Source organism: Pedococcus sp. P5_B7 (assembly GCF_054049895.1).
In genome coordinates this window covers 788,445-809,820 of record NZ_JBFULM010000002.1, presented here as the reverse complement: position 1 = coordinate 809,820, position 21,376 = coordinate 788,445, and the positions used below count along the sequence as shown (strand labels likewise).

The 21,376-nt window shown below is 68.1% G+C and carries 18 protein-coding genes and 1 tRNA gene; 6 read left to right on the top strand and 13 right to left on the bottom strand.

Going from position 1 to position 21,376, the window contains the following annotated elements:
• Positions 1-25: 25 nt before the first annotated feature.
• Together ACXJKD_RS06675 and ACXJKD_RS06670 are read right to left on the bottom strand one after the other, a co-directional pair.
• The gene (locus tag ACXJKD_RS06675) at positions 26-610 is read right to left on the bottom strand and encodes an NUDIX hydrolase (protein WP_457253678.1); all 585 of its coding nucleotides are present in this window, start codon (positions 608-610) and stop codon (positions 26-28) included.
• A complete protein-coding gene (locus tag ACXJKD_RS06670) occupies positions 607-2,127 on the bottom strand; it encodes a zinc-dependent metalloprotease (protein ID WP_457253677.1) in 1,521 nt (506 codons plus the stop codon). The genes ACXJKD_RS06675 and ACXJKD_RS06670 overlap by 4 nt, the downstream gene beginning before the upstream one ends.
• Positions 2,128-2,188: 61 nt before the next feature.
• Here ACXJKD_RS06670 and ACXJKD_RS06665 point away from each other — a divergent pair, with 61 nt between their 5' ends.
• Genes ACXJKD_RS06665 through ACXJKD_RS06655 form a run of 3 tightly spaced genes read left to right on the top strand, consistent with a single transcriptional unit; the run spans position 2,189 to position 4,868 of the window.
• On the top strand, positions 2,189-3,349 hold the full coding sequence (locus ACXJKD_RS06665) for an NAD-dependent epimerase/dehydratase family protein (protein ID WP_457253676.1): 1,161 nt from the start codon (positions 2,189-2,191) through the stop codon (positions 3,347-3,349).
• A complete protein-coding gene (locus ACXJKD_RS06660) occupies positions 3,346-3,798 on the top strand; it encodes a molybdenum cofactor biosynthesis protein MoaE (protein ID WP_457253675.1) in 453 nt (150 codons plus the stop codon). The genes ACXJKD_RS06665 and ACXJKD_RS06660 overlap by 4 nt, the downstream gene beginning before the upstream one ends.
• Complete coding sequence (locus tag ACXJKD_RS06655) at positions 3,795-4,868, top strand: YlbL family protein (RefSeq protein ID WP_457253674.1); 1,074 nt, start codon at positions 3,795-3,797, stop codon at positions 4,866-4,868. The genes ACXJKD_RS06660 and ACXJKD_RS06655 overlap by 4 nt, the downstream gene beginning before the upstream one ends.
• 37 nt (positions 4,869-4,905) lie before the next feature.
• Here the strand turns inward: ACXJKD_RS06655 and ACXJKD_RS06650 are convergent, their stop codons facing one another.
• A complete protein-coding gene (locus tag ACXJKD_RS06650; protein WP_457253673.1) occupies positions 4,906-5,442 on the bottom strand; it encodes a PPA1309 family protein in 537 nt (178 codons plus the stop codon).
• Positions 5,443-5,597: 155 nt separating this feature from the next.
• Here ACXJKD_RS06650 and ACXJKD_RS06645 point away from each other — a divergent pair, with 155 nt between their 5' ends.
• Both ACXJKD_RS06645 and ACXJKD_RS06640 read left to right on the top strand, forming a co-directional pair.
• Positions 5,598-8,672 carry a UPF0182 family membrane protein gene (locus ACXJKD_RS06645; RefSeq protein WP_457253672.1) on the top strand — a complete coding sequence of 1,025 codons (3,075 nt, stop codon included), beginning with the start codon at positions 5,598-5,600 and terminating at the stop codon, positions 8,670-8,672.
• A gap of 115 nt (positions 8,673-8,787) precedes the next feature.
• Positions 8,788-8,864 (top strand) — tRNA-Met (locus ACXJKD_RS06640).
• A gap of 272 nt (positions 8,865-9,136) precedes the next feature.
• Here ACXJKD_RS06640 and ACXJKD_RS06635 read toward each other — a convergent pair.
• The 10 genes from ACXJKD_RS06635 to ACXJKD_RS06590 form a co-directional block, all read right to left on the bottom strand.
• Positions 9,137-9,565 carry a DUF6036 family nucleotidyltransferase gene (locus tag ACXJKD_RS06635; RefSeq protein WP_457253671.1) on the bottom strand — a complete coding sequence of 143 codons (429 nt, stop codon included), beginning with the start codon at positions 9,563-9,565 and terminating at the stop codon, positions 9,137-9,139.
• A 144-nt stretch (positions 9,566-9,709) separates the two neighbouring features.
• The gene (locus tag ACXJKD_RS06630; protein ID WP_457253670.1) at positions 9,710-10,240 is read right to left on the bottom strand and encodes a helix-turn-helix domain-containing protein; all 531 of its coding nucleotides are present in this window, start codon (positions 10,238-10,240) and stop codon (positions 9,710-9,712) included.
• A gap of 288 nt (positions 10,241-10,528) precedes the next feature.
• Entirely contained in the window at positions 10,529-12,166 is a 1,638-nt protein-coding gene (locus ACXJKD_RS06625) for a GMC family oxidoreductase (protein WP_457253669.1), read from the bottom strand.
• The gene (locus ACXJKD_RS06620; RefSeq protein ID WP_057378034.1) at positions 12,163-12,792 is read right to left on the bottom strand and encodes a gluconate 2-dehydrogenase subunit 3 family protein; all 630 of its coding nucleotides are present in this window, start codon (positions 12,790-12,792) and stop codon (positions 12,163-12,165) included. Before ACXJKD_RS06620 ends, ACXJKD_RS06625 begins: the two co-directional genes overlap by 4 nt.
• A gap of 26 nt (positions 12,793-12,818) precedes the next feature.
• Positions 12,819-13,739 (bottom strand): sugar phosphate isomerase/epimerase family protein, encoded by a 921-nt coding sequence (locus ACXJKD_RS06615; RefSeq protein ID WP_457253668.1) that lies wholly within the window; start codon positions 13,737-13,739, stop codon positions 12,819-12,821.
• Positions 13,736-14,830, bottom strand: a complete 1,095-nt coding sequence (locus ACXJKD_RS06610) for a Gfo/Idh/MocA family protein (RefSeq protein ID WP_057378032.1) — start codon at positions 14,828-14,830, stop codon at positions 13,736-13,738. Before ACXJKD_RS06610 ends, ACXJKD_RS06615 begins: the two co-directional genes overlap by 4 nt.
• Positions 14,831-14,835: 5 nt before the next feature.
• Positions 14,836-15,816: an ABC transporter permease gene (locus ACXJKD_RS06605; RefSeq protein WP_057378031.1), complete on the bottom strand. Its 981-nt coding sequence runs from the start codon at positions 15,814-15,816 to the stop codon at positions 14,836-14,838.
• Positions 15,817-15,819: 3 nt separating this feature from the next.
• The gene (locus tag ACXJKD_RS06600; protein WP_457253665.1) at positions 15,820-17,334 is read right to left on the bottom strand and encodes a sugar ABC transporter ATP-binding protein; all 1,515 of its coding nucleotides are present in this window, start codon (positions 17,332-17,334) and stop codon (positions 15,820-15,822) included.
• Between the two features lie 57 nt (positions 17,335-17,391).
• Positions 17,392-18,549, bottom strand: a complete 1,158-nt coding sequence (locus tag ACXJKD_RS06595; protein WP_057378029.1) for a substrate-binding domain-containing protein — start codon at positions 18,547-18,549, stop codon at positions 17,392-17,394.
• The gene (locus ACXJKD_RS06590) at positions 18,546-19,400 is read right to left on the bottom strand and encodes a sugar phosphate isomerase/epimerase family protein (RefSeq protein ID WP_457253663.1); all 855 of its coding nucleotides are present in this window, start codon (positions 19,398-19,400) and stop codon (positions 18,546-18,548) included. Before ACXJKD_RS06590 ends, ACXJKD_RS06595 begins: the two co-directional genes overlap by 4 nt.
• Positions 19,401-19,546: 146 nt before the next feature.
• Here ACXJKD_RS06590 and ACXJKD_RS06585 point away from each other — a divergent pair, with 146 nt between their 5' ends.
• Complete coding sequence (locus ACXJKD_RS06585) at positions 19,547-20,818, top strand: ROK family transcriptional regulator (RefSeq protein WP_057378027.1); 1,272 nt, start codon at positions 19,547-19,549, stop codon at positions 20,816-20,818.
• Positions 20,819-21,376: the final 558 nt, after the last annotated feature.

Here is a 21,376-nt window from a genome sequence, read left to right as displayed (position 1 = left end):
GGGGCGACCTGCTCGGTCACCGGGGCTACCTGGCGAGCACCCGCCGGGCTGCCTCGGCGAGGGGTCCGATCTCGTCGCGGCTGGCCTCGGGTAGCGAGTCCACCGGCCACCAGGCGACGTCGAGCGACTCGTCGCTCACGGCATACCCGTCCTCGTCGTCGGTGACGCCGACGTAGCGCAGGTCGAGGTGCTCGGTGCACCGGCCGAACCCCGACGCCAGCAACGCGTGCCGGTCGAGGTGCGCGAGCTCCGGGTGCAGCTCGAGGTCGGCGATGCCGGACTCCTCGCGGGCCTCGCGCGTCGCCGCGGCCAGCACCGACTCGTCGCCCGGCTCGAAGTGACCCCCGAACTGCAGCCACAGCCCGGCCTTCGCGTGCAGGGTGAGCAGCACCTTGTCGAGCGAACGGTTCAGCACCAGTGCGCTGGCCGTGAGGTGCGCTGGTGGCCCCTGCTTCGACATCGCGTCCGGGTGCTCGGCGCAGTGCGCGAGCAGCTCGAGCCGCAGCCTGTCCTGTCCCGGGTCGGGTGCGGTCCAGCCGGCGAGGACGCGTTGCTCGTCCTCCCGCAACGCGAGGTATGCCGCGGGCACGCCGGTCGGCGGTGCCGTCACCGCCCGTCCGCGCCGTCGTCGCCCCGGTCGGCCTCGCCCTCGCGGAGCAGCTCGTCGAGGGCCGCGTCGAGATCGGCGCTCTCGGAGGTGCCGAAGCGCTCGACGTAGCCGAGCGGGTCGTCGAGGTCCGCCCCGGTGGGGGCGACGTCGGGGTGGCCCCACCCGGCGTCGCGGCCGTTCGGTCCGTGCTTGGCCTCGAGGGCGGCCCAGAGGTTGGCGGCGTCGCGCAGACGGCGCGGGCGCAGCTCCAGACCGACCAGGCCGGCGAACGCCTTCTCGGCCGGGCCGCCGGTGGCCCGCCGGCGACGGACGGCCTCGCCGAGCGCTGCGGACTGGGGCAGGTGCTCCCGGGTGGCGCGGTCGGCGACGACGTCGACCCAGCCCTCGACCAGCGCGAGGTAGGTCTCCAGCCGCGCCAGGGCGGCGCGCTGGGCGGGGCTGGGGTCAGGTCGGAACAGCTGGTCCTGGAGGGCGGACTGGAGGGCGGTCGCGTCGCTGGCGTCGACGGACTGCAACGCGCTCTCGATGCGGTCGGTGTCGATGCTGATGTCGCGGGCGTAGTCGCGGACGGCGGCGACCAGCTGCGGCCCGATCCACGGGACCTCGGAGAAGAGCCGGACCCGCGCGGCCTCCCGGACCGCGAGGTAGATCCGCACCTGGTCGAGATCGACCCCGAGACCCTCGGCGAAGGCTTCTAGGTTGGCGGGCAGCAGCGCGACCGACCGGTCGGCCACCAGGGGGAGCCCGACCTCGGTGCCGCTGACGGTCTCGGTGGCGAGGGTGCCGACGGCCTGGCCGACCTGTAGCCCGAACATGGCACCGCTCATCTTGGCGAGCATCGGCTCCATCTGACCGAGCATGGCCGCGGGGTCCATCCCGGCCGGCAGGAGTCCCTCGGGCAGGCCCCCTTCGCCCAGCTGCTGGAGCTGGGCGCGCATGGCGTCACCGACGGCCCGCCCCACGCCCTCGGCCACCGGCTCGACGAGCGTGCCCCAGGTGGCCATCGTCGCCTCGACCCACTCCGCCCGGCTCCACGCGTGCGTCGAGATGCCGGGCGCTTCGAAGGCGGTCACCTCGTCGAGCCAGAGCTCGGCCACCTGGACCGCCTGGTCGAGCTGGCGTTGCGCGGCCTCGCCGACCACCGAGTCGCCCGCCTCGGACACCGTCTTGCGGGCGGTGTCGGTGGCGAGGGTGAGGTTGAACGCGTCGGTGTCGGTGCTGGCGAACATCGACTGCATCTGGCCGACCATCATCTGGAGCATCGCCGGGTCGACCTGGTCGATACCCATGTCCTTGAGGGCCTTGGCCATCTCGGGGTCGACCTGGCCGCCGGTCAGCCGCGCCAGCACCTCCGCGATCTCCGGGGACAGGGCATCGCCGAGGGCGTCGTCGGACGGTCGCCCGCTCGGGTCGGCGGTGGAGTCGTCGAACTCGTCGCGCGGGTCGGGCTGGTCGTCAGCCTGGTCGTCAGCCTGGTCGTCAGCCTGGTCGTCATGGTCACGGGGAAGGTCGGGCACAACTGCTCCTCAGCGGTCCTGAGAGGATGGTCTCTCACTAGACAACCACGCGGAGGCCACAGTGAGTTCCCCCGGGCGGGCCGGACGGGGCGCCGTTCGCTCGCGGCGTAGCGCGATCGACGTCGCGGTGATCGGCACGGCCGACCCGGCGAGTCGTGCGGTGCTGCGCGCCCTCGTGTCGGCAGCCGCGCGGGGCACGACCACGGCGCAGCCTGGTGGCACCGAAGGAGAGGCGCGGATCGGCACGGTCGTCGCGGTGGGCACCGAGCCTGCGGCGGTCGGGGGAGTCGAGTTCCGGCACGCCGACCCGGGCGACCCGAGCCTGGCTGCGGCGCTCTCGGGACTCCGCGCCGCGGCATACGTGGCGACGAGCACCAACCTCGAACGCGACCTGGCGATCGGCGCCCGAGCCCGGCGTGAGCGCAACCTGCGCGTCGCGCAGACGGTCATCACCTCGGCGGCCGCCGCGGGACTGCGGCACCTCGTGGTGGTGACCTCCGCGCAGACCTACGGCGCGCATGCCGACAACCCCGTCCCGCTGGACGACGACGCGCCGCTGCGGGCTGCGTCCGACGAGGGGCAGGTCGGCGACCTGATGGACGTCGAGCAGCTCATCGCGGTGGCCCGCGACGTCCACCCCGGGCTGACCATCACCGCCGTGCGGCCTGCCGCGCTGGTGGGTGACGGCGTGGACACGGTGGTGACGCGTCACTTCGAGGCCCCGCGGCTGCTCACGCTGCGCGGCGCGGAGCCCGCGTGGCAGTTCTGCCACGTCGACGACCTGGGGAGCGCGGTGGCGCTGGTCCTGGCGCAGGGCGTGACTGGCGCCGTGACCGTCGGGGCCGCGGGCCACCTCACGCAGCGCGACCTCGAACGGCTGACCGGCATGCGCAAGGTCGAGCTGAGCCTGAGGGCGGCGATGGGAACTGCGGACCGGCTCCACCGCGTTGGGGTGTTGCCGGCACCTGCCAGCGACCTTGCCTTCGTGGCATTCCCCTGGGCGGTCTCCGCCCGCACGATGGTCGGTCGCGGCTGGGTGCCGGTCCACGACAACGAGACGTGTCTCGGCGTGCTCCTGGAGGCGATCCGGGGGTCGCACGCGGTGGCGGCACGCAGACTGGACCGCAAGGATGCCGCTCTGGGAGCGGCCAGCGCCGCGGTGGCCCTGGTGGGAACGGCGGCAATCATGCGGCGACGCCGCAGGAAAGGTTCAACGGCATGACCGATCCGGTCAGGGAGCTCGACAGCGAGCCCATGGTGGTGCTCAGCGACGTCCGTGACGAGCCGCTGAGCGTCGACGAGGTGCTCACGGCGGTGCAGCACCCCCGGTGCGGGGGCATCGCCCTCTTCGTCGGCGTGGTGCGGGAGCACGACCACGGCGCCGACGTGTCGGCCCTGGACTACACCGCCCACCCCAGCGTCGTGGAGACCCTGAGCCGGGTCTGCGCGGAGGTCGCCGGTCGGCACGAGGTGGCGCGGGTCGCCGCCGTGCACCGGGTGGGCCACCTGGAGATCGGCGACCTCGCCGTCGTGGCGGCCGTCTCGGCGCCCCACCGCGGACAGGCCTTCGACGCCTGTCGCGACCTCATCGACACCCTCAAGGGGACGGTCCCGATCTGGAAGCACCAGCTGTTCACCGACGGGAGCGACGAGTGGGTGGGGCTGCCGTGACGACGCCCCTGCAGGACCCCTACCGCCTCAGCCGCAAGTCCACCGTGAGCCTGGTCGGGTTCTTCCTGGCGATCGCCCTCGGCGCGCTGTCCGTCATGGTCGGCCTGCCCTACGTCATCATGAAGCCCGGCCCGGTCACGAACACCCTCGGAAAGCACTCCGGCCAGCAGCTGATCACCGTCTCCGGCGCCCCGACCTACCCGACGCAGGGCGCCCTCGACTTCACCACCGTGCGGATCTCCGGGGGGCCCGGCTACAAGGTCACCGTCTGGGACCTGCTGAACGCAGCGATCCGTCCGAGCGAGGACATCGTCGACGAGGAGCTGTACTTCCCCAAGGGCGTGACCGGCAAGCAGGTCGAGGAGGAGAGCGCCGCCGAGATGATCGACTCCCAGCAGGAGGCGGTCGCGGTGGCGCTCAAGGCGGTCGGACAGAAGGTGACCGAGCACGTCGTCGTGGCCCAGGTCGCGAAAGACGCGCCGTCCGCGAGCCTGATCAAGGCAGGTGACGAGATCGTCTCGGTCGACGGCAAGGCGGTCACCGACTCGACCGGCGTCCGCGACGGCGTCGGGGCCCACCGGCCGGGGGAGACGGTGGCCCTCGGACTGGTCCGCGACGGCAAGCCCGTGGCGGTCGAGGCCAAGACCCGCGCTGCCGACGGCCGGGCCACGGTCGGGGTCTTCCTCGGTGTCCGGTTCGAGTTCCCGATCGACGTGAAGATCAACGCCGGCGAGGTCGGTGGTCCCTCGGCCGGCACGATGTTCTCGCTGGCCGTCTACGACACCCTGACGCCCGGTCCGCTGACCGGCGGCGCGCAGATCGCCGGCACCGGCACGATCAACGCCAAGGGTCAGGTGGGGCCGATCGGTGGCATCCGCCAGAAGCTCGTCGGCGCGCACGAAGGGGGTGCCACGTGGTTCCTCGCCCCGGCCGACAACTGCGACGAGGTCGTCGGCCACGTGCCCGACGGCCTGCGGGTGGTCAGGATCGCGACCTTCGACGAGGCCAGGTCCGCGGTCGAGGCGATCGCCGACAAGCGCACCGACTCGCTCCCCACCTGCACGAAGTAACCGCGTGGAGCGCTAGCGGGTATGCCGCGCGGCCGGCTCAGGCCTGCAGCGTCGCCGTGAGCGCGTGGACCAGGCCAGGGGCGATCTCGTCGCCGAGGGCGACCTTGTCGTCGCTGTCGTTGGCCCGCTGGCGCAGCAGGCATCGGCTCTGGCCGTCGCGGGTCACCGCGACCAGCAGCCGCACGTCCTGACGCCCGGGGTGGGCGGCCAGCGCGTCGACCGCCGACTCGGTGTGGGCCGGCAGGTCGCGCTCGGCCTCCGGCGGCACGACGATGCGCTCGACGGCGAGGGCCGCCCCGACGACGCTGTCGGGCCAGGCGATGCCGCCGAGCAGGCTCTCGAGGTTGGAGGTGCGGGGGAGGTCCTCCTGCTCGACCGCGCTGAGCGCGCCCTCGGCCAGGTCGGACCCGCGCATCTGGGCGCGCAGGTGGGGCTCGCGCTCGAGCAGCTCGGCGGTCGGCACCAGGGCGAACAGCCGCGGGTTCTGGTCCCACCCGGCGGCGGCGACGTGGCGTTCGGTGTCCAGCGCGGCGATGGACAGCGGGTCGGCGACAGGGCGGGAGGTCTGGCTCACCCGCCCATGGTGCCGTATGCGGCATACCCAGTCGGTGCACAGGTGGTGCCAACCCGTGTCCAAGGTTGCCGTGGGAACCCCACAGGCGCTCGGTAAGTTGGACCCACTACAGCAGGCGACCACCGCGGGCGGTCGCACGGATGATCGGGCGTGGCGTGAGTTCTTCCTCTGAATGGTTCGGCCAGGGCGAGCCGGGTGGCGAGGGCGGCAGACCGGAGGGGACGCCGCGAGGAGCCGGCTCCGGCCCCGGTGGCCGTCGTCCCCCGACGCTGACCTTCGGCAGGCGCCGCGGACCGTTGGTGCCGACCCTGGTCGTGCTGGTGGTCCTGGGCTTCGCGGTGTCGCTGATGGCGTCCTTGTGGACCGACGTGCTGTGGTTCAACTCGGTCGGCTACCAGCAGGTCTTCGTCACCGAGCTGACCACCAAGATCCTGCTCTTCGTCGTCGCGTTCGTGCTGACGGCGGCAGTCGTGGCGTCCAGCCTGATCGTCGCCTACCGCACCCGCCCGATCTACGCTCCGGTCACCGCCCAGCAGCAGAACCTCGACCAGTACCGCGAGGCGATCGAACCGCTGCGGAAGGTCGCCATCTTCGCGATCCCCGCAATCCTGGGCCTGCTCGCGGGCACGGGCGCGTCAGGGCAGTGGAAGACCTACCTGCTGTGGCGCAACGGCGTGCCCTTCGGGACGAAGGACCCGCAGTTCGGCAAGGACCTGTCGTTCTTCATGTTCACGCTGCCGTGGATCCAGTTCCTGCTGGGTTTCCTCACGATGGCGCTGGTGATGGCGACGCTGGCCGCGGCGTTCACGCACTACGTCTACGGCGGGCTGCAGATCCAGTCGCGCGCCGAGCGCACGTCGCGCGCAGCCCGGACCCACCTGGCCATCCTCGTGGCAGCACTGGTCCTCGTGCGCGCCGCCACGTACTGGTTCGACCGCTACGCCTTGTCCACCAAGGACTCTCGACTGCTGACGGGCATCGGCTACACCGACGCGCACGCTGTCCTGCCGGCCAAGGCGATCCTCGCCATCGCCGCGCTGATGACCGTCGGGCTGTTCGTCGCGTCGATCTGGTCGCGCTCGTGGCGGCTGCCGATCGTCGGCGTCGCCCTGCTGCTCATCACCTCGATCGTCGTGGGCAGCATCTACCCGGCGCTCTACCAGCGGTTCATCGTCAAGCCCTCGGAGAAGTCCCGCGAGCAGATCTACATCGACCGCAACATCAAGGCGACCCGCGCTGCCTACGGCATCGCCGACGTGAAGACCGAGGGCTACACCGCGACCACTGAGGCGACCCAGGGACAGCTGCGCGACGACGCCGAGACCATCCCCGGGATCCGCCTGGTCGACCCGATCGTCGTCTCGCCGACGTTCAAGCAGCTGCAGTCGGTGAAGTCCTACTACGCGTTCCCGGACGCCCTCGACGTCGACCGCTACAAGGTGGACGGCAAGGTGCGCGACACTGTGCTGGCCGTCCGCGAGCTCGACCTGAACGGCATCCCGGCCAACCAGCGCAACTGGCTCAACGACCACACCGTCTACACCCACGGCTTCGGCCTGGTCGCCGCGTTCGGCAACCAGCGCACGACCGATGGCCAGCCGGTGTTCTACGAGCGGAACATCCCCCAGGCCGGCGAGCTGCCCGACTTCGAGCCGCGCATCTACTTCGGCGAGCAGTCCCCGTCGTACTCCATCGTCGGAGCGGCGGCGGGCAGCAACCCGCGCGAGTTCGACTACCCGGACAACAGCGCGGCCGGGCAGAAGAACAGCACCTACACCGGCAAGGGCGGTGTCGCGCTCGGCTCGCTGCCGCGCAAGCTCGCCTACGCGCTGAAGTACCGCGAGCTCAACCTCCTGCTGTCCGACGCCGTCAACGACAAGAGCCGGATCCTCGACCACCGCGAGCCGCTCGAGCGGGTGGAGCGGGTCGCTCCGTGGTTGACCCCTGACGGGAACCCCTATCCCGCGGTCGTGGACGGTCGGGTGCAGTGGATCATCGACGGCTACACGACGTCGGCCGACTACCCCTACTCGCGCCTCACCGACATCGACAGCGCGACCTCCGACTCCGTGACCGCGCGGTCCAGTGCGGTCACCACCATCGGGAGCGGCCAGGTCAACTACATGCGCAACTCGGTGAAGGCCACCGTGGACGCCTACGACGGGTCGGTGAAGCTCTACGCCTGGGACGACAAGGACCCGCTGCTCAAGGCGTGGAGCAACGCGTTCGACAACACCGTGCTCCCGATGAGCGACATGAGCGCAGACCTGATGTCGCACATCCGCTACCCCGAGGACCTCTTCAAGGTGCAGCGCCAGATGCTGGCGAAGTACCACGTGACCGACGCCGCGTCGTTCTACGGCGGCCAGGACTACTGGCAGATCCCCGAGGACCCGGCCCAGGAGGCGAGCGTCGTGCAGCCGCCCTACTACCTGACCCTCAAGATGCCCGACCAGGACGACGCCCGCTTCTCGATCACGACGACGTTCAAGCCCGTCGGTGACCGGCAGATCCTGACCGGCTTCCTCGCGGTCGACGCGGATGCCGGGTCGACGAAGGGGCAGCGCAGCAGCGACTACGGCACGATGCGGCTGCTCACGCTGCCCAAGGACAGCCAGGTCAGCGGCCCGGGGCAGGTGCAGAACGAGATCGGCTCCTCCAACGCCACCTCGCCGGACTCTGCCCTGAACCTGAGCCAGTTCCTCAACAACGCCCGCCAGAGCGGGTCGAGCGTCACGCTGGGCAACCTGCTCACCCTGCCCGTCGGTGGTGGCCTGCTCTACGTTCAGCCGATCTACGTGCGGGCCCAGGGCGACTCGGCGTTCCCCCTCCAGCGGGCCACGGTGGTCGCGTTCGGTGACAAGCTCGCCTGGGCCTACACGCTCGACGGTGCGCTGGACGGACTCTTCGGCGGCAACTCCGGGGCCACCGCAGGGGACTCGGGCTCGACCCCGCCGACCACCCCGGGCGGGACCCCCACCACGCCGCCGCCCGCGGACTCGGCTGCCCTCGCCAAGGCGCTGGCCGACATCCAGGCGGCCTACGACGCGGGCCAGAAGGCGCTCAAGGCCGGTGACTTCGCGGCATACGGCACCGCACAGAAGCAGCTCAGCGAGGCGATCCAGCGGGCCGTGGCGGCTGCGCCCAAGGGTGGTTCGGTGACGGTGAAGCCGTCGCCGACCACGACCGCCACCCCCACGGCGACGCCGACCACGACGTCCACGCCATGACCCGGGTGCGGTGACCCTCGTGCGGTGACGTCCGCCGCCTGACCTGCTGCGGAAGCCCTGCGCACGGACCGATTTGGTTCGGGCGCAGGGCTTCCCGTAAGGTGGTGTCTACCGACGCGGGGTGGAGCAGCTCGGTAGCTCGCCGGGCTCATAACCCGGAGGTCGCAGGTTCAAATCCTGCCCCCGCTACCACGAAGTAGCAGGTCAGAGGCCCTTTCCCTTCGGGGAGGGGGCCTCTGGCGTTGGCTCGTGTGGCCCAATGTGTAGCCAGCGGGGTCGGGGCGCTCGTGCGCCGGTTGGACGCACTGGGACGGCCTGGACAAGGCAGGAACGCATGAGACGCCGCGACGGACGAGGGCGGACGCCGTTTCAGGGTGTCGCCGGGTCGATATCCGGACGATCGCAGCGTGGGGCTCGGTTAGTGGTTTCGCCGCGGGAGCAATGAGGCTCGGAAGTCTGGGCAGTCAGGATGTATGAGACGTGGTCTGGTCCGGCTTGCCTGCGGCGTGCTTGGCCACCCAGCCCGCGACCCACTTGGTTACCCGGCCTATTTCAGCGGGAACCTCCAACTCCGCAGCCCGGGACACCAACAGCCGGGGGCTGACCAGGCCAGCCAACAGAAGGGCACTGGCGAACTCGACGTCCTTCGCGCGACCAGCGACCAGCTTCGACACGACCAAGTCATGTGCCTCCAAGCAGTGCCCTCGCGCACCCTCGGTCGCGTCACTGCTATGCACCACGATTCGCGACCGCCACTTCGCAGGAAGGTGCGCCACCTCGATGTTCACCCCTTGGGCGTAGTGCCCGTACATGTCGTGGAAGGCGGAGTCCTCACCGATGTGCATGTCAACGCTGTCGGACTTTTCATTGTCCGGGTCGGCATAGAAAGTCACGTCCGCTTCGATGGACGCGCGCCTCCTCGGGCAACTCGTCCTCAGTGAACGTGCCCAGGATTGACTGGCTGCCCACCACGATCACGTCTTGGTCGCCGACGATGCGGGACGCGGCGCGCAGGATGTGTTCAAGTCCGTCGCGCTTCAACGCGACGACCTGTCGGTGTCCCGAAACGCCTCAAGGACCTTCGTCCGTTCCTCGTCCGACAAGACGCCAGCGAACGGGGAGTTCTGCCTCATCTCGCGCGCCCAGGGGGTAGGCGACGTCAGAACATTCAGGACCTGGTCGACGGGACCCTCAAGGACCTCTTGCCACTGGCTCAGCCAGTACGCGCCTTGGCCACGGGAATGCTTGCGCTGCAGCCTCTCGAGGTTCTCCCGCGCGAGTGCCAGGACCTGGTCCGGTTCGGCCACGAGCTTTCCCGCCACGGCCATGTTGAGCCACTGGCTGCGGCGCTGGTCACGACTGGGGCGCAGAGTCCGGTTCCGCAGGGCCTCCACGTCACGACGGCGAATTCGCCGGTGCCGGCCGACAGTTTGAAACGGAAGCTCCCCGCTGTTGCACAGGTCGACTACGTGTTGACGTGAGCTCGAAAGTAGGCGCGCGACCTCGCCGGTGGTGAGCAAGTCCTCACTCTCCGTCGTCGTCGCATGCTGAACGTCCGCCAATCTCATGACAACCATCCTCCGCCGTAAACACCAAAAACACAAATTGGAAGCACAAGATTTGCGTTTTTTGCGTCTGTGGGATGTGGCCAGATGTGTACCGGGAGGTGGCGGGACGCCTTGGACGTGCCGCGACGTCAGGGACGCTGCGCCGAGATTTCGTGCGGCAGGGGAGAGGTTGCGGGACGTGCGAGACGTGGTGGGGCTGGCTCCTAACCCGGAGGTCACTGGTTCAAGTCCTGCCCCCAATACCACGAACTAGCAGGGATTACCCGGGCGGAGTCCTCGTGTCTCTGACTAGCTTGCTCGGTTCGACAAGATGTGGTCGGAGACCCGCCAGGCGTTGGCCATGATGGTGAGTGTCGGGTTCGCTCCTGTGGCCGTGGGGAACGGAGAGCCGTCGACGACGAATAGGTTGTCGACCTCGTGGGCGCGGCAGTTGCGGTCCAGAACTGACAACTCGGGGTCGTCACCCATCCGGGCGGTACCGTGCTGGTGAGAACAGTTGCCTGTCACCTTCTCGGCGTAGACGCGGTCGACCTGCTTGGCTCCGGCAGCGTCGAGGATCTCCCCGCACCGGTCGACCAGGAACCTGCCCTGGTCGATATCGTTCTGGTGGGTTTGAAGGGTGATGCGGGCGACCGGCAGCCCCCAGGCATCCTTGACGTTGGGGTCGAGGTCGACACGGTTTTCGTGCTGCGGCATGTCGTGCAGGACCATGGCGACAGCCATGCTGTGGCTGAAGTAGTCGCGATCGTTCTGCTTGGCCTCAGCGCCCCAGGTGGGTCGACCCGGCAGTCCCCAGTTGATAGGGAGGGGTATGCCGACGCCCGCGGCAGCAATGTGCCCGCCACTGACGAATCCCCGGGAGTCGTCGTGCTCGTAGAACTGGAAACTGCTCGCGCTGACGTAGCCGCCGCCGGCCCAGGCATTGATCGGATCCTCGAAGGTGCCGACCGACGCGCTGTACTCATGGAAGGTGACGTTGCGGCCTACGAGGTCGCTGCCGTTGGCGAGTCCGTTGGCGAATCTCGAGGAGGTCGAGAGCAGCATCAGCCGAGCGGTCTCCACGGCGCCACAGGCAAGGATGAAGACATCGGCCTCCTGCTCCACCAGAACGCCCGCGGAGTCTTCGTAGACGGCGCTCTTGATGCGTCCCTGCGAGTCGACGGTGAGCTCACGAACGTATGAATCCGCGCGGAGGTCACATCGGCCCGTGGCGAGGGCATCGGGGATGAACACGTTCAGTGCGCTTGACCGGGTGCCGCTGGGATCGCCGTGCTGTTGCGCGAAGGCGCTGATGACGGTGGCGGGCCGCCCGTTGAACGGTTGGGACAGGGCTGCCTGCGGAGTCGGGAACGAGTTCCAGCCGAGGTGTTCGCAGCCGAGGTGGAACTTCTCGGCGTAGCGGGACTGGGGCATCGGCGGGCAGGGGTAGCCCCGGGAGCGGAAGGACTCGAACGCGTTCGCGCCCGCCTGTCCCGAGACGCCGAAAGCCCACTCGACCTTGTCATAGTACGGCTCCAGCTCGGCGTACGTGATCGGCCAGTCAGCAAGCGTGGTCCCGGGCAGCTCGCCCGCAATGCTGCGTAGCCGGAAGTCGTTCTCGGTGAACCGTGGAAGCCACCCCTGCCAGTGGACCGTCCCGCCCCCGACCATCTGCGGAACCGGGCAGAAGAGGTCGACCTCCGCTTCGCTCTCGGTGTCGCGCCGCGATGTGCGGGGGTTCAGCAGGGGATCCGGCCAGAGGTTGTAGCGGTTGACGTTGGCCAGCTCGTCCCCACCGAAGGTCTCCTTGGTTCGCCAGGGCCCCTTCTCGAGGGCGACCACGCGCATGCCACCCTCGGTGAGCACCTTCGCCGCGGCCGCCCCCGAGGCGCCCGCCCCGATGACCACTGCATCGACTTTCTCGGGCTTGGTCGCGCGGATGGTCATGAGGGCTCCTGCAGGCTGCGGTGGGTCGGGTTGTCGGAGAAGTACTGGCGTGTCGTGTACTGGCCGGTGTGCACCTCCGCGAGATCCTTCGGCCCGGGGAAGCCGATGGTCTGCCAGCCGACCTGGCCGCGGTTGCCGCCGTAGATCGGATCTGCGAGAAAGCCCTGCCGGGTGTGCGTCACGAGCAGGCCGAAGAAGTCGAGGTCGGACTCGGCGTTGGTCTGCTGCAGTGCCGGCTCTTCGGGACCGCCATAGTTGATGGTTGGGGCCGTCGTGCCGCGCTCAAGGCCGCGAAGGACGTCGTCCTGCTGCCCATCGTCGAGATCGACGAAGGGCCTGCCGTGGGCGTTGTCGGCCCGCTTGTCGAGCTCGACGACCCCGGACATGTACACGCTGCGCGCGTGGTCCACCCGCTGCTGCCAAGCCAACGCCCGCGGGCCAGTGAGCGTCTCGAACCCGCTCCCGTCAGGGAGGGCGTAGATGTAGTCGATGCCAGAGAGGTAGCGGTCGAGGAAGTCGATCGTGCCGGCCTCGCGTGCTCCGGGTGTGTCGTCAGTCGGGATGACACGGGCCATTGCCGCCTCTATCGTCTCCCGCTGGTGGGCGTCGAGGAAGGTGTCGGCCATGGAGGCCTCCGTTCGAGTCGTGGGGGTCAGGCGATGATGAGTGGTCGCAAGGTGCGGTGGGCGACGAGCAGCCCGGTTTCGATCCGGGCCTCGCTGCCACCCCAGACGGGGTCCTCGTGCTCCACCGACAGCACGCCGTCGAACCCGCCCTCGTAGAGCGTGTCCACGACGCGGTTCCAGTCGACCTGACCGCGGCCGGGGATGCGGTACCGCCACCAGCCGACGTTCCAGGGGTCCGCGCTCTTGTCCGCAATCCCGGGCCAGCCGAACCGGTTCCGCTTGTGCGGGAACAGCTCGATGTCCTTGGCCTGGGCGTGGGCGACGCGGTCCACGTAGGGGCGCAGCGCCTCCACGGGGTCGATGCCCATCCAGACCAGGTGGGACGGGTCGTAGTTCAGGTAGAGGCCCAGCCCGAACATCCACTCCCAGAGCTCGGGGGAGTACGCAAGGTTTCCGGGATAGCCATCGGGGTGCCAGCCCTCCATGACGCAGTTTTCGATGACCAGTTTGACGCCCTTCTGGCCGGCGTGGTCCACGAGTCGCGGGAAGATCCTCTCGGCCTCGCGAAGGTTGTCCGCCACGCTCTGGCCGGGATGGCGGCCGATGAACGTCCCGACGGTGGGGACATCGAGGAGAGCAGCAGCGTCGATGCACGCGATGACGTGGTCGTTGATCGCCTGTCGTTCCTGGGGATCGGGGTGGAGGTTGTTGTCATAGAACGCCAGGGACGACAGGGAGAGATCGTGCTGTTCGAAGAGCGCACGGATCTTCTCGGCGTCGCCGTCGGTGAACGACTCGGCCGCGATGTGGCTAGCCGTGAACGGTCGATCACCGAGTGCTGGCCAAGCTGCCACCTCCAGCGCCTCATAGTCGTGTTCCGCCGCCCACCTGGCAATGTCTTCGAGGGGCCGGTCCGGCAGGCAGGACGTGAGGAATCCGAGTTTCACGAGGGCACCTCCACCCAAGAGTCCTTGGCAGCCGAGGCCAGGACGGCCTCGGTGATGACGGCGGCCCGGTGGCCGTCGCTGAAGCTGGGAAGTCCTTCGGGCCGCGGGCCGGACACCGCGGCATACGCATCTGCCATGAACGCGGTGAAGCTGTCCTGGTATCCCTGTGGGTGTCCGGCAGGCAGGCGCGAGTAGTCGGCGCCGCCACCGGCGGCGAACGTATCCGGTCCACGGGGGACTATCTGGCTGGAGGATCGCCCACCGATCCACAGAGAGTCCGGGAGTTCCTGGTCGAAGACGTAGGCCGCCTCGGTCCCGTCAAAGGAGAACCAGAGGCGGTTCTTGCGGCCCAGCGACACTTGGCTGGCTACCACCGAGCCGGTCGCGCCGCGGTCGGTCTCGAACATCACGGTTGCGCCGTCCTCGGTTCCCACAACCGAACCGCCGTCGGTGCCTGCTCGGCTGGCATAGGCCTGGGACATCCGGGACACGAGACGTGTGATGCGGTGTCCGGTGGTGAACTCCATGACGTCGCACCAGTGGACACCGATGTCGCCGAATGCTCGCGACCCACCGCCTCTGGCCGGGTCCACCCTCCAGTTTGTTTCCTGTGAGCCGGAGAGCCAGTCCTGGAGATAGGAGCCGTGCAGCATCCACAGGTCTCCCGCCTGTCCGCTGGAGATGCGGTGCCTCGCCTCACGGACGGAGGGGTAGAAGCGGTAGACGAACGGCACTGCGGTGACCGCGCCGGTGGCCTCGGCCGTCTGGGCCAAGAGGGCGGCGCGCTCCGCGCTGATGGCCAGCGGCTTCTCGCAGATGACCGCCTTCCCGGCTTGCATTGCGGCGAGCGCCAGGTCGTAGTGCGTGTCATTCGGTGTGCAGATGTGCACCACGTCGACGTCGTCCGAGGCGATGAGCGCCTCGGCGGACTCGGCGCCTGATTGGGCTCCGAGCCGAACGGCGGCGTGGGCCGCTGCCTCGGGGGAGTGATCGGCGACTTGCGTCACCACTCCTCCGCTTGCTCGCACGGCATAGGCGTGCACACCGCCGATGAAGCCGGCGCCGATGATTCCAGCTCGCAGTGCGGGCATGCGGCTCACTTCTTCCGCGCGAGTGCGACGGCCAGGATGATGATGACGCCGCGGACGACCTGCTGCTGGCTGCTGTCGAGTCCGGCAAGAATCAGGCCATTGTTGATGAGGCCGATGAGCAGCGCGCCGAAAAGCGTGCCGACCACGGATCCTGCGCCCCCGAAGAGGCTGGTGCCGCCCAGGATCACCGCCGCGATGGCGGACAGCTCGTCGCCTGCGCCCCACTGGAACCGTCCGGACTGCAGCCGGCCCGCGTAGAGCATGCCGGCCACGCTGGCAACCGTGGCGGACAGGAGCAGCACCTGGAACTTGATCCGGCGTGTGTTCACCCCAGTGAACTGAGCCGCGGTGCGGTTGCCACCGGTCGCGAGCACCTGACGGCCGAAGCGCGTCTTGGCTAGCACGATGGCGCCGATGGTCACGAAGATGGCGCTCCACGCGAGCAGGCCGGGGACTGGACCGAAGTTTCCACCGCCGAAGATCAGGTTGAACGTGTCGCTCAGGATGGGCTGGGGCGCCGAGTCGGTTATCCATTGCGCCACCCCTGCGGCGATGCCAAGCATGCCCAGCGTCACAAGGAACGACGGGATACCGAGCAGGCTCACCAGGGCACCGTTTACCGCGCCCACGGCAAGGCCCACCGCGAGTCCGGCGAGGACGCCGGGGATGAGACCCCAGCTGGAAAGCGCCATGGCAGTCACGACACTCGAGAGTCCTGCTACTGAGCCCACGGACAGGTCGATCTCGGCACAGGCGATCACGTAGGTCATACCCACAGCGATGACCGTGATCGTCGCCGTCTGGCGGAAGATGTTGAGCAGGTTGTTGGAGGAGAGAAAACCTTGGTCGCGCAACAGGACGGCGAAGAAGGCAAAGACGACCAGGAAGCCGATGTAGATGACGTAGCGGCGCCAGTCGATCGTGGACATGCGGCTCTGAAATGAGCCCACTGCGGTGGTCTCTTTGTTCGGTGCGATGGTGCTCATGGCTCAGACTCCTTGAACGGCGAGTTGAAGGGATTCTTCGTCGGCGATCTCGCTCCGCCGCAGATCGCGGGTCACAGAGCCGTCACGCAAGATGAGGATGCGGTCGCTGACCGCGAGGAGCTCGGGGTACTCCGAGGAGATGACGATGACGGCCTTGCCGGCATCAGCGAGGGCGCGGACCATGTCGAGAATCTCGGACTTGGTCCCGATGTCTACTCCCGCGGTGGGTTCGTCAAGGATGAGGACGTCGGGTTCGGTGCCCAGCCACTTGGCGATCACGACCTTCTGTTGGTTGCCGCCCGAGAGCAGACGAATAGGCCGATTCGGGTTGGCTGCCTTGATGGCAAACCGCCGAATGAGGCTGGAGGACATGGCCTTTCCTGCCTTCCCGTCGAGCAGGGGACCCTTCTTGAGTTTCCCTAGCAGGGGAAGCAGCAGGTTCTCGCGTACGGAGTGGTCCAGGACCAGTCCTTGTTCGCGACGGTCCTCCGGGATGAGCGCGAGTCCGTGACCGATCGCGGCGCGGGGGTCATTGACGGTGATCTCCTTGCCGCGGAGTCGGATCGTTCCGCTCGTGGCCTTGTCGATCCCGAAGAGGGTTCGGGCGAGCTCGGTGCGTCCACTACCCATGAGGCCGGCGAGCCCGATGATCTCGCCTGCGTGGACGGTGAATGAGACGTCCTGAACCAGAGGACCACTGGTCAGCCCGGATACTTCCAGCAGGGCCTCACGCTGGTCGAGGCCTTCCCGCTCGCGGTAGTTCATCTGACCTTCGATCTTCTTGCCGACAATCCCCTCGACGATCTGCTCGGGCGTGACTGCAGCCAGCGGCTCGGTGAGAAGGCGCTTCCCATCGCGCAGAATGGTGATGCGGTCGGCGATTCGGTAGATCTCGTCCATCCGGTGGGAGATGTAGATGATCGAGATTCCGCGATCTTTGATCCGACCGATAAGGTCGAAAAGCGCCTCGGTCTCGTGCTTGGCCAAGCTCGCCGTCGGCTCGTCCATGATCAAGATCTGGGCGTTCTGGGCCAGCGCCTTGGCGATTTCGGTGAGCTGCCAGTAGGCAGTTCCAAGGCTGGCAACCATGGCCTTCGGGTTGACTGAGACCTCCATGGTCGCAAAGACGTCCGCGGCTTTCGCGACGGCAGCGCGGTCGTCGATGAGACCGAACCTTCCAGCGGGCTCGTCGGCCAGAAAGATGTTCTGTGCCACGGTCAGAGTCGGTACCAGGCTGAACTCTTGAAACACCATGCCGATGCCCGCTGCTCGCGCGCTGTGGATGGAGTTGATGTCCGCGGGCTCACCGTCGACGCGGATCTCCCCTTCGTCGGCCCGGTAGACCCCTTGGAGGATCTTCATGAGCGTCGACTTGCCTGCGCCGTTGCCCCCCGCGAGGGCATGGACCTCGCCGCGGCGGACCTCGAAGTCGACGTTGTCCAGGACGACGACGCCGTCGAATGCCTTGCTGATGCCGTGCATTTCTACCGCTGTCGCGGTACTGCTCTGCTCGTCCATCGCGAACTCCCTTCTAGTGGCGGGGCGGGCCGCTGCCGGACCGCCCCGCCGGGATGTCTACTTCTTGTACGAGCTCTTCAGGTCGGCCGGGGCCTCTTGGTGGTAGACCTGCTTCCACGCCTCGAGGATGTTCGAGTGGTCGACAGGCAGCGAGCTCAGGGCGACGTACGCCGGGGCCGTCTTGCCCAGCAACGCACCTGCGCCCAGTCGAGCCTCCGCCACGCCCTGGTCGAAGGGCAGCTGCGCGCCCAAACCGACCACGAGCTCGTTCTTCGCCAAGGCGATGGCGACGTTCTTGCCCAGGTCCTCTGTGGCGATCTTCAGGTCTGCACGGCCGGAGGCACGTGCCGCGGCCATGATGCCCTCGGCGGGAACGTCCCAGACGCCCCAGATGCCGGCCAAGGTGGGGTGCTTGCTCAGCATCGCATTGGCCGCACCCTGTGCATCGCCAGCGAAGTCGGGCCCTGCGATTCCCTTCTCCTCCACGATCTTGATGTCGGGGTAGTCCTTGGTGATGGTGGACTTGAACCCGTCATAGCGCTGCTTCGTGACGAAGAAGTCGGCCTCGTGGAAGACGAGGCCAATCTCGCCCTTGCCGCCCAGGGCCTTGGCCATCAGATGGGCGGAGGTGACGCCGTTGCCGTAGTTGTCGGCGGAAACGACCGAGACGTAGTCGGTGCCAGCCTTCATCCCCTGCGGGACGTTGTCCATGAAGACGAGCTTGACTCCTGAAGCGGCGGCCTTCTTGAACGCAGAAGCCGTGGCCACGGGGTCGGTGGGGATGGAGACGATGATGTCGGGCTTGAGGTTGAGCACGGTCTCCAGGTCGGACACCTGCTTGTCTGGCTTGAAGTTGGCGTCGGTGATTGCGACGACCTCAATGCCCAGCTTGCCGAACTCGCTCTTCAGGCCCGCCACTTGGGCATTCGCCCAGTCGTTGCCGCCGTAGTGCATGACGATCGCCGCCTTGGCCTTCATGCCCTTGACCTTCGTGATCTCCTCGGCGCTGAGGTCCGCAGACGAGGCAGGGGACGGGTCTTCGCCGTGGGGCCCCTTGCTGAGGACGGTGCCCTTGATCTTCGCCAGCGCGTCATCGGCCTTGGACGACACTCCGGCGTCGACGCTGGTGGTCGCGCTGGTGGCTGAACTGCAGCCGGCCGTGGCCAAGGCGATGGCGGTCGCCAGGCCCGCCAGGCGGTAGGTGCTCTTCTTCATCGAATTTCTCCTGAGGGGAGGGTGCCGCCAGCGGTTGCGAGCAGCGTGTCGAGGTACTTCTTGCTTGTGGCGGCCGCTTCACGAGGGTCGCCTTCGAACGAGTCGAGCTCGACGACGATCCAGCCGTCGTAACCGCTCTCATTTAGGGCCGCGATGACGTCATCGAAGTTGACGTCCCCCTGGCCCAGGGGAAGGAATTGCGTTGTCGCCACGTCCACGTCCTTCAGGTGCACGTGACGCAGGCGCGTCGCATAGCGGCGGATCAGGTCCGCAGGGTCACCGCCACCGGCCGTCAGGTGGGCGGTGTCGGGGCAGAAGCCGATCCGGGTCAGCGGCATGAGGCGGTCGAGCTCATCCGGGCTCTCGACGATGGTGCTGAGGTGCGGGTGGTAGCAGGCCACCAACCCGTGCTCCTCGGCGATGTCAGTGACCAGGTCGAGTGCAGAGCCCAGCGCGGCGTAGTCCCCGCCTGTGGTACCCGACGCCCTGCGGGCGCCGCCGCCCACAACGAGGCTGTCGGCTCCGAAGAGAGCAGCGAGCTCCGCTGCCCGACGCACCCGGTGCAGCTCGTCGCTCAGGATGTCCGGGTAGATGAAGTTGCCCCCGGTGTAGACGGCTGCCAGCACCACGCCGGCGTCGGCCAGCAGGTCCCGCAGCTCGTCGGGCCGGTCTGCGTAGTCCGCCACGTTGCCGTCGAACATCTCGACGCCCTCGTACCCCAGGCTCGCGATGTCCGCGAAGGCACGGTTCATGGGGCCGTTCACGCGGTAGAAGAGGTCCTTGATGCTGGTCACGCCCGTGGCGTCGCCCACGACGCCACCCCAGGTGATGGTGTGGTAACCGAGCCTCATCGTCGAGTCCGTTCTGTCTGCAGTGTGGGGTGTCTCAGCCCCTGCCAGGTTTTTACTGTGGTATGCATACTTCTGCATGTTGCGTGCAAAAGTCAAGAGCAAACGTGCTGATACATTTGCGTCACAGACAGAAGGAGGTGGCTGACATGGATGCCAGAACTCAAGGGGCCCTCGCTCCCGATCACGTCGCCGACCTGGTCCGTGTGCTGGATGCCGTGCGCTCCGGCCGGGCCAGCACACGGCCGGAACTCGCCCACGCCACGGGTCTTGGCAGAAATGTCGTGACCCAGCGGGTGGCCCGTCTGATGGACTCGGGCCTACTGGTCGAGGCTCCGCCCTTGCGGTCGACCGGTGGTCGCGCACCTCGTGGACTGCGGTTTCCCGCCGATGCTGGCCGGATTCTGGTAGCCGAACTTGGCGCGACAAGCATCGGGGCAGCCGTGAGCGACCTAGAGGGGACTCTTCTGGCCCAATACGAAGAGGACGCAGACGTGACCGTGGGGCCGGTCGCGGTGCTCACCCGCGTGGCCGAAGTCTTTGACGAGCTCCTTCAGCAGCTCGGCGCCAGCCCGCCCATATGGGGCTTGGGGATTGGCCTTCCGGGCCCCGTCGAGTTCGACACTGGTCGGCCGGTTGCGCCTCCCATCATGCCCGGCTGGGACGGGTTCGACGTGCGCACCTTCTTCGCGGGACGGTTTCATGTGCCGGTCTGGGTCGACAACGACGTCAACGTGATGGCGCTGGGGGAGCTGCGTGCTGGGCAAGCTCAGGGCCTGCGCGATGTCGTCTACGTGAAGATCGGCTCCGGTATTGGCGCAGGACTTATTTCTCAGGGCGTCCTGCACCGGGGGGCTCAGGGCTGCGCGGGCGACATCGGGCACGTGACTGTGGAGGAGGGGTCCACCGTGCTGTGCCGGTGTGGCAAGTTCGGCTGCCTCGAGGCGCTGGCTGGGGGCGCAGCGCTGGCGCGGGACGGCGAGACCGCCGCCCGAGAAGGTGACAGTGCCTATCTCGCCGATGTGCTCGCGCACGGGAACACGATCGATGCGCGCGCCGTGAGCGACGCCGCCATCCACGGCGACCCCGTGGCGATCAAGCTCCTGGCAGGCTCTGCCCGACTGGTCGGGCAGACCTTGGCCCGGATCGTGAACTTCTTCAACCCGTCTCTCATCCTCGTCGGAGGGGGGGTGTCGGAGGCAGGCGACTACTATCTGGCAGAGGTTCGGCAGACCGTGATTGGCCGGTCGCTGCCCCTCGCGACCCGCTCACTCCAGATCGTCCGCTCAGGCCTGAGCGACCGCGCTGGTCTGCGCGGCGCCGCTCACATGGTCATGGACGCCCTGCTCTCGCCTCAAATCCTCCCGAGATGGCTGGATCAAGGAACTCCCGCAGGCCGTGCCGAGCTGACTGCCCAGTAGTGCGTCCCGCGCAGGGGCCGTCGTGCAGGGCAGTGAATGGATCCTGGGGCGGTAGCCACGTCGGACGGACCTGCACTGTGTCCGCAGTGTGTCCGCACTGTGTCCGCACTGTGGAGGTGTGGCCAGATGTGTAACCGGGAGGTGGCGGGACGGCTTCAGACGCGGCGTGACGACGGGGACCCGGCGCTGAGATTTCGTGCGCCGGGGGAGAGGGCGCGGGACGGGTGAGACGTGGGCTGGGCTGGCTCATAACCCGGAGGTCGCAGGTTCAAATCCTGCCCCCGCTACCACGAAGTAGCAGGTCAGAGGGCCTTTCCTTTCGAGGAGAGGGCCTCTGGCGTTGGCACGTGTAGCCAAATGCGTAGCCAGCCGGCGTTGAGACGCTCCGGGACGAGTGGCACACGGCGGGATGGCTGGGACGAGGCAGAAACGCATGAGACGCCCTGCCGGAGGCGTCAAGACGCCCATTCAGGGTGTCGCCGGGGTCGATTTCCGGGCGACAGCAGGCTTTCGTGCGGGCAGAGGGCCGCCGGGTGCCCGACCGTGGCAAGACCTCCC

Coding starts and splice junctions, on each gene's coding strand:
- ACXJKD_RS06660 (WP_457253675.1), top strand. CDS start 3,346: ATGACCGATCCGGTCAGGGAGCTCGACAGCGAGCCCATGGTGGTGCTC.
- ACXJKD_RS06630 (WP_457253670.1), bottom strand. CDS start 10,240: ATGAGATTGGCGGACGTTCAGCATGCGACGACGACGGAGAGTGAGGAC.
- ACXJKD_RS06625 (WP_457253669.1), bottom strand. CDS start 12,166: ATGACCATCCGCGCGACCAAGCCCGAGAAAGTCGATGCAGTGGTCATC.
- ACXJKD_RS06620 (WP_057378034.1), bottom strand. CDS start 12,792: ATGGCCGACACCTTCCTCGACGCCCACCAGCGGGAGACGATAGAGGCG.
- ACXJKD_RS06610 (WP_057378032.1), bottom strand. CDS start 14,830: ATGCCCGCACTGCGAGCTGGAATCATCGGCGCCGGCTTCATCGGCGGT.
- ACXJKD_RS06605 (WP_057378031.1), bottom strand. CDS start 15,816: ATGAGCACCATCGCACCGAACAAAGAGACCACCGCAGTGGGCTCATTT.
- ACXJKD_RS06600 (WP_457253665.1), bottom strand. CDS start 17,334: ATGGACGAGCAGAGCAGTACCGCGACAGCGGTAGAAATGCACGGCATC.
- ACXJKD_RS06595 (WP_057378029.1), bottom strand. CDS start 18,549: ATGAAGAAGAGCACCTACCGCCTGGCGGGCCTGGCGACCGCCATCGCC.
- ACXJKD_RS06590 (WP_457253663.1), bottom strand. CDS start 19,400: ATGAGGCTCGGTTACCACACCATCACCTGGGGTGGCGTCGTGGGCGAC.
- ACXJKD_RS06585 (WP_057378027.1), top strand. CDS start 19,547: ATGGATGCCAGAACTCAAGGGGCCCTCGCTCCCGATCACGTCGCCGAC.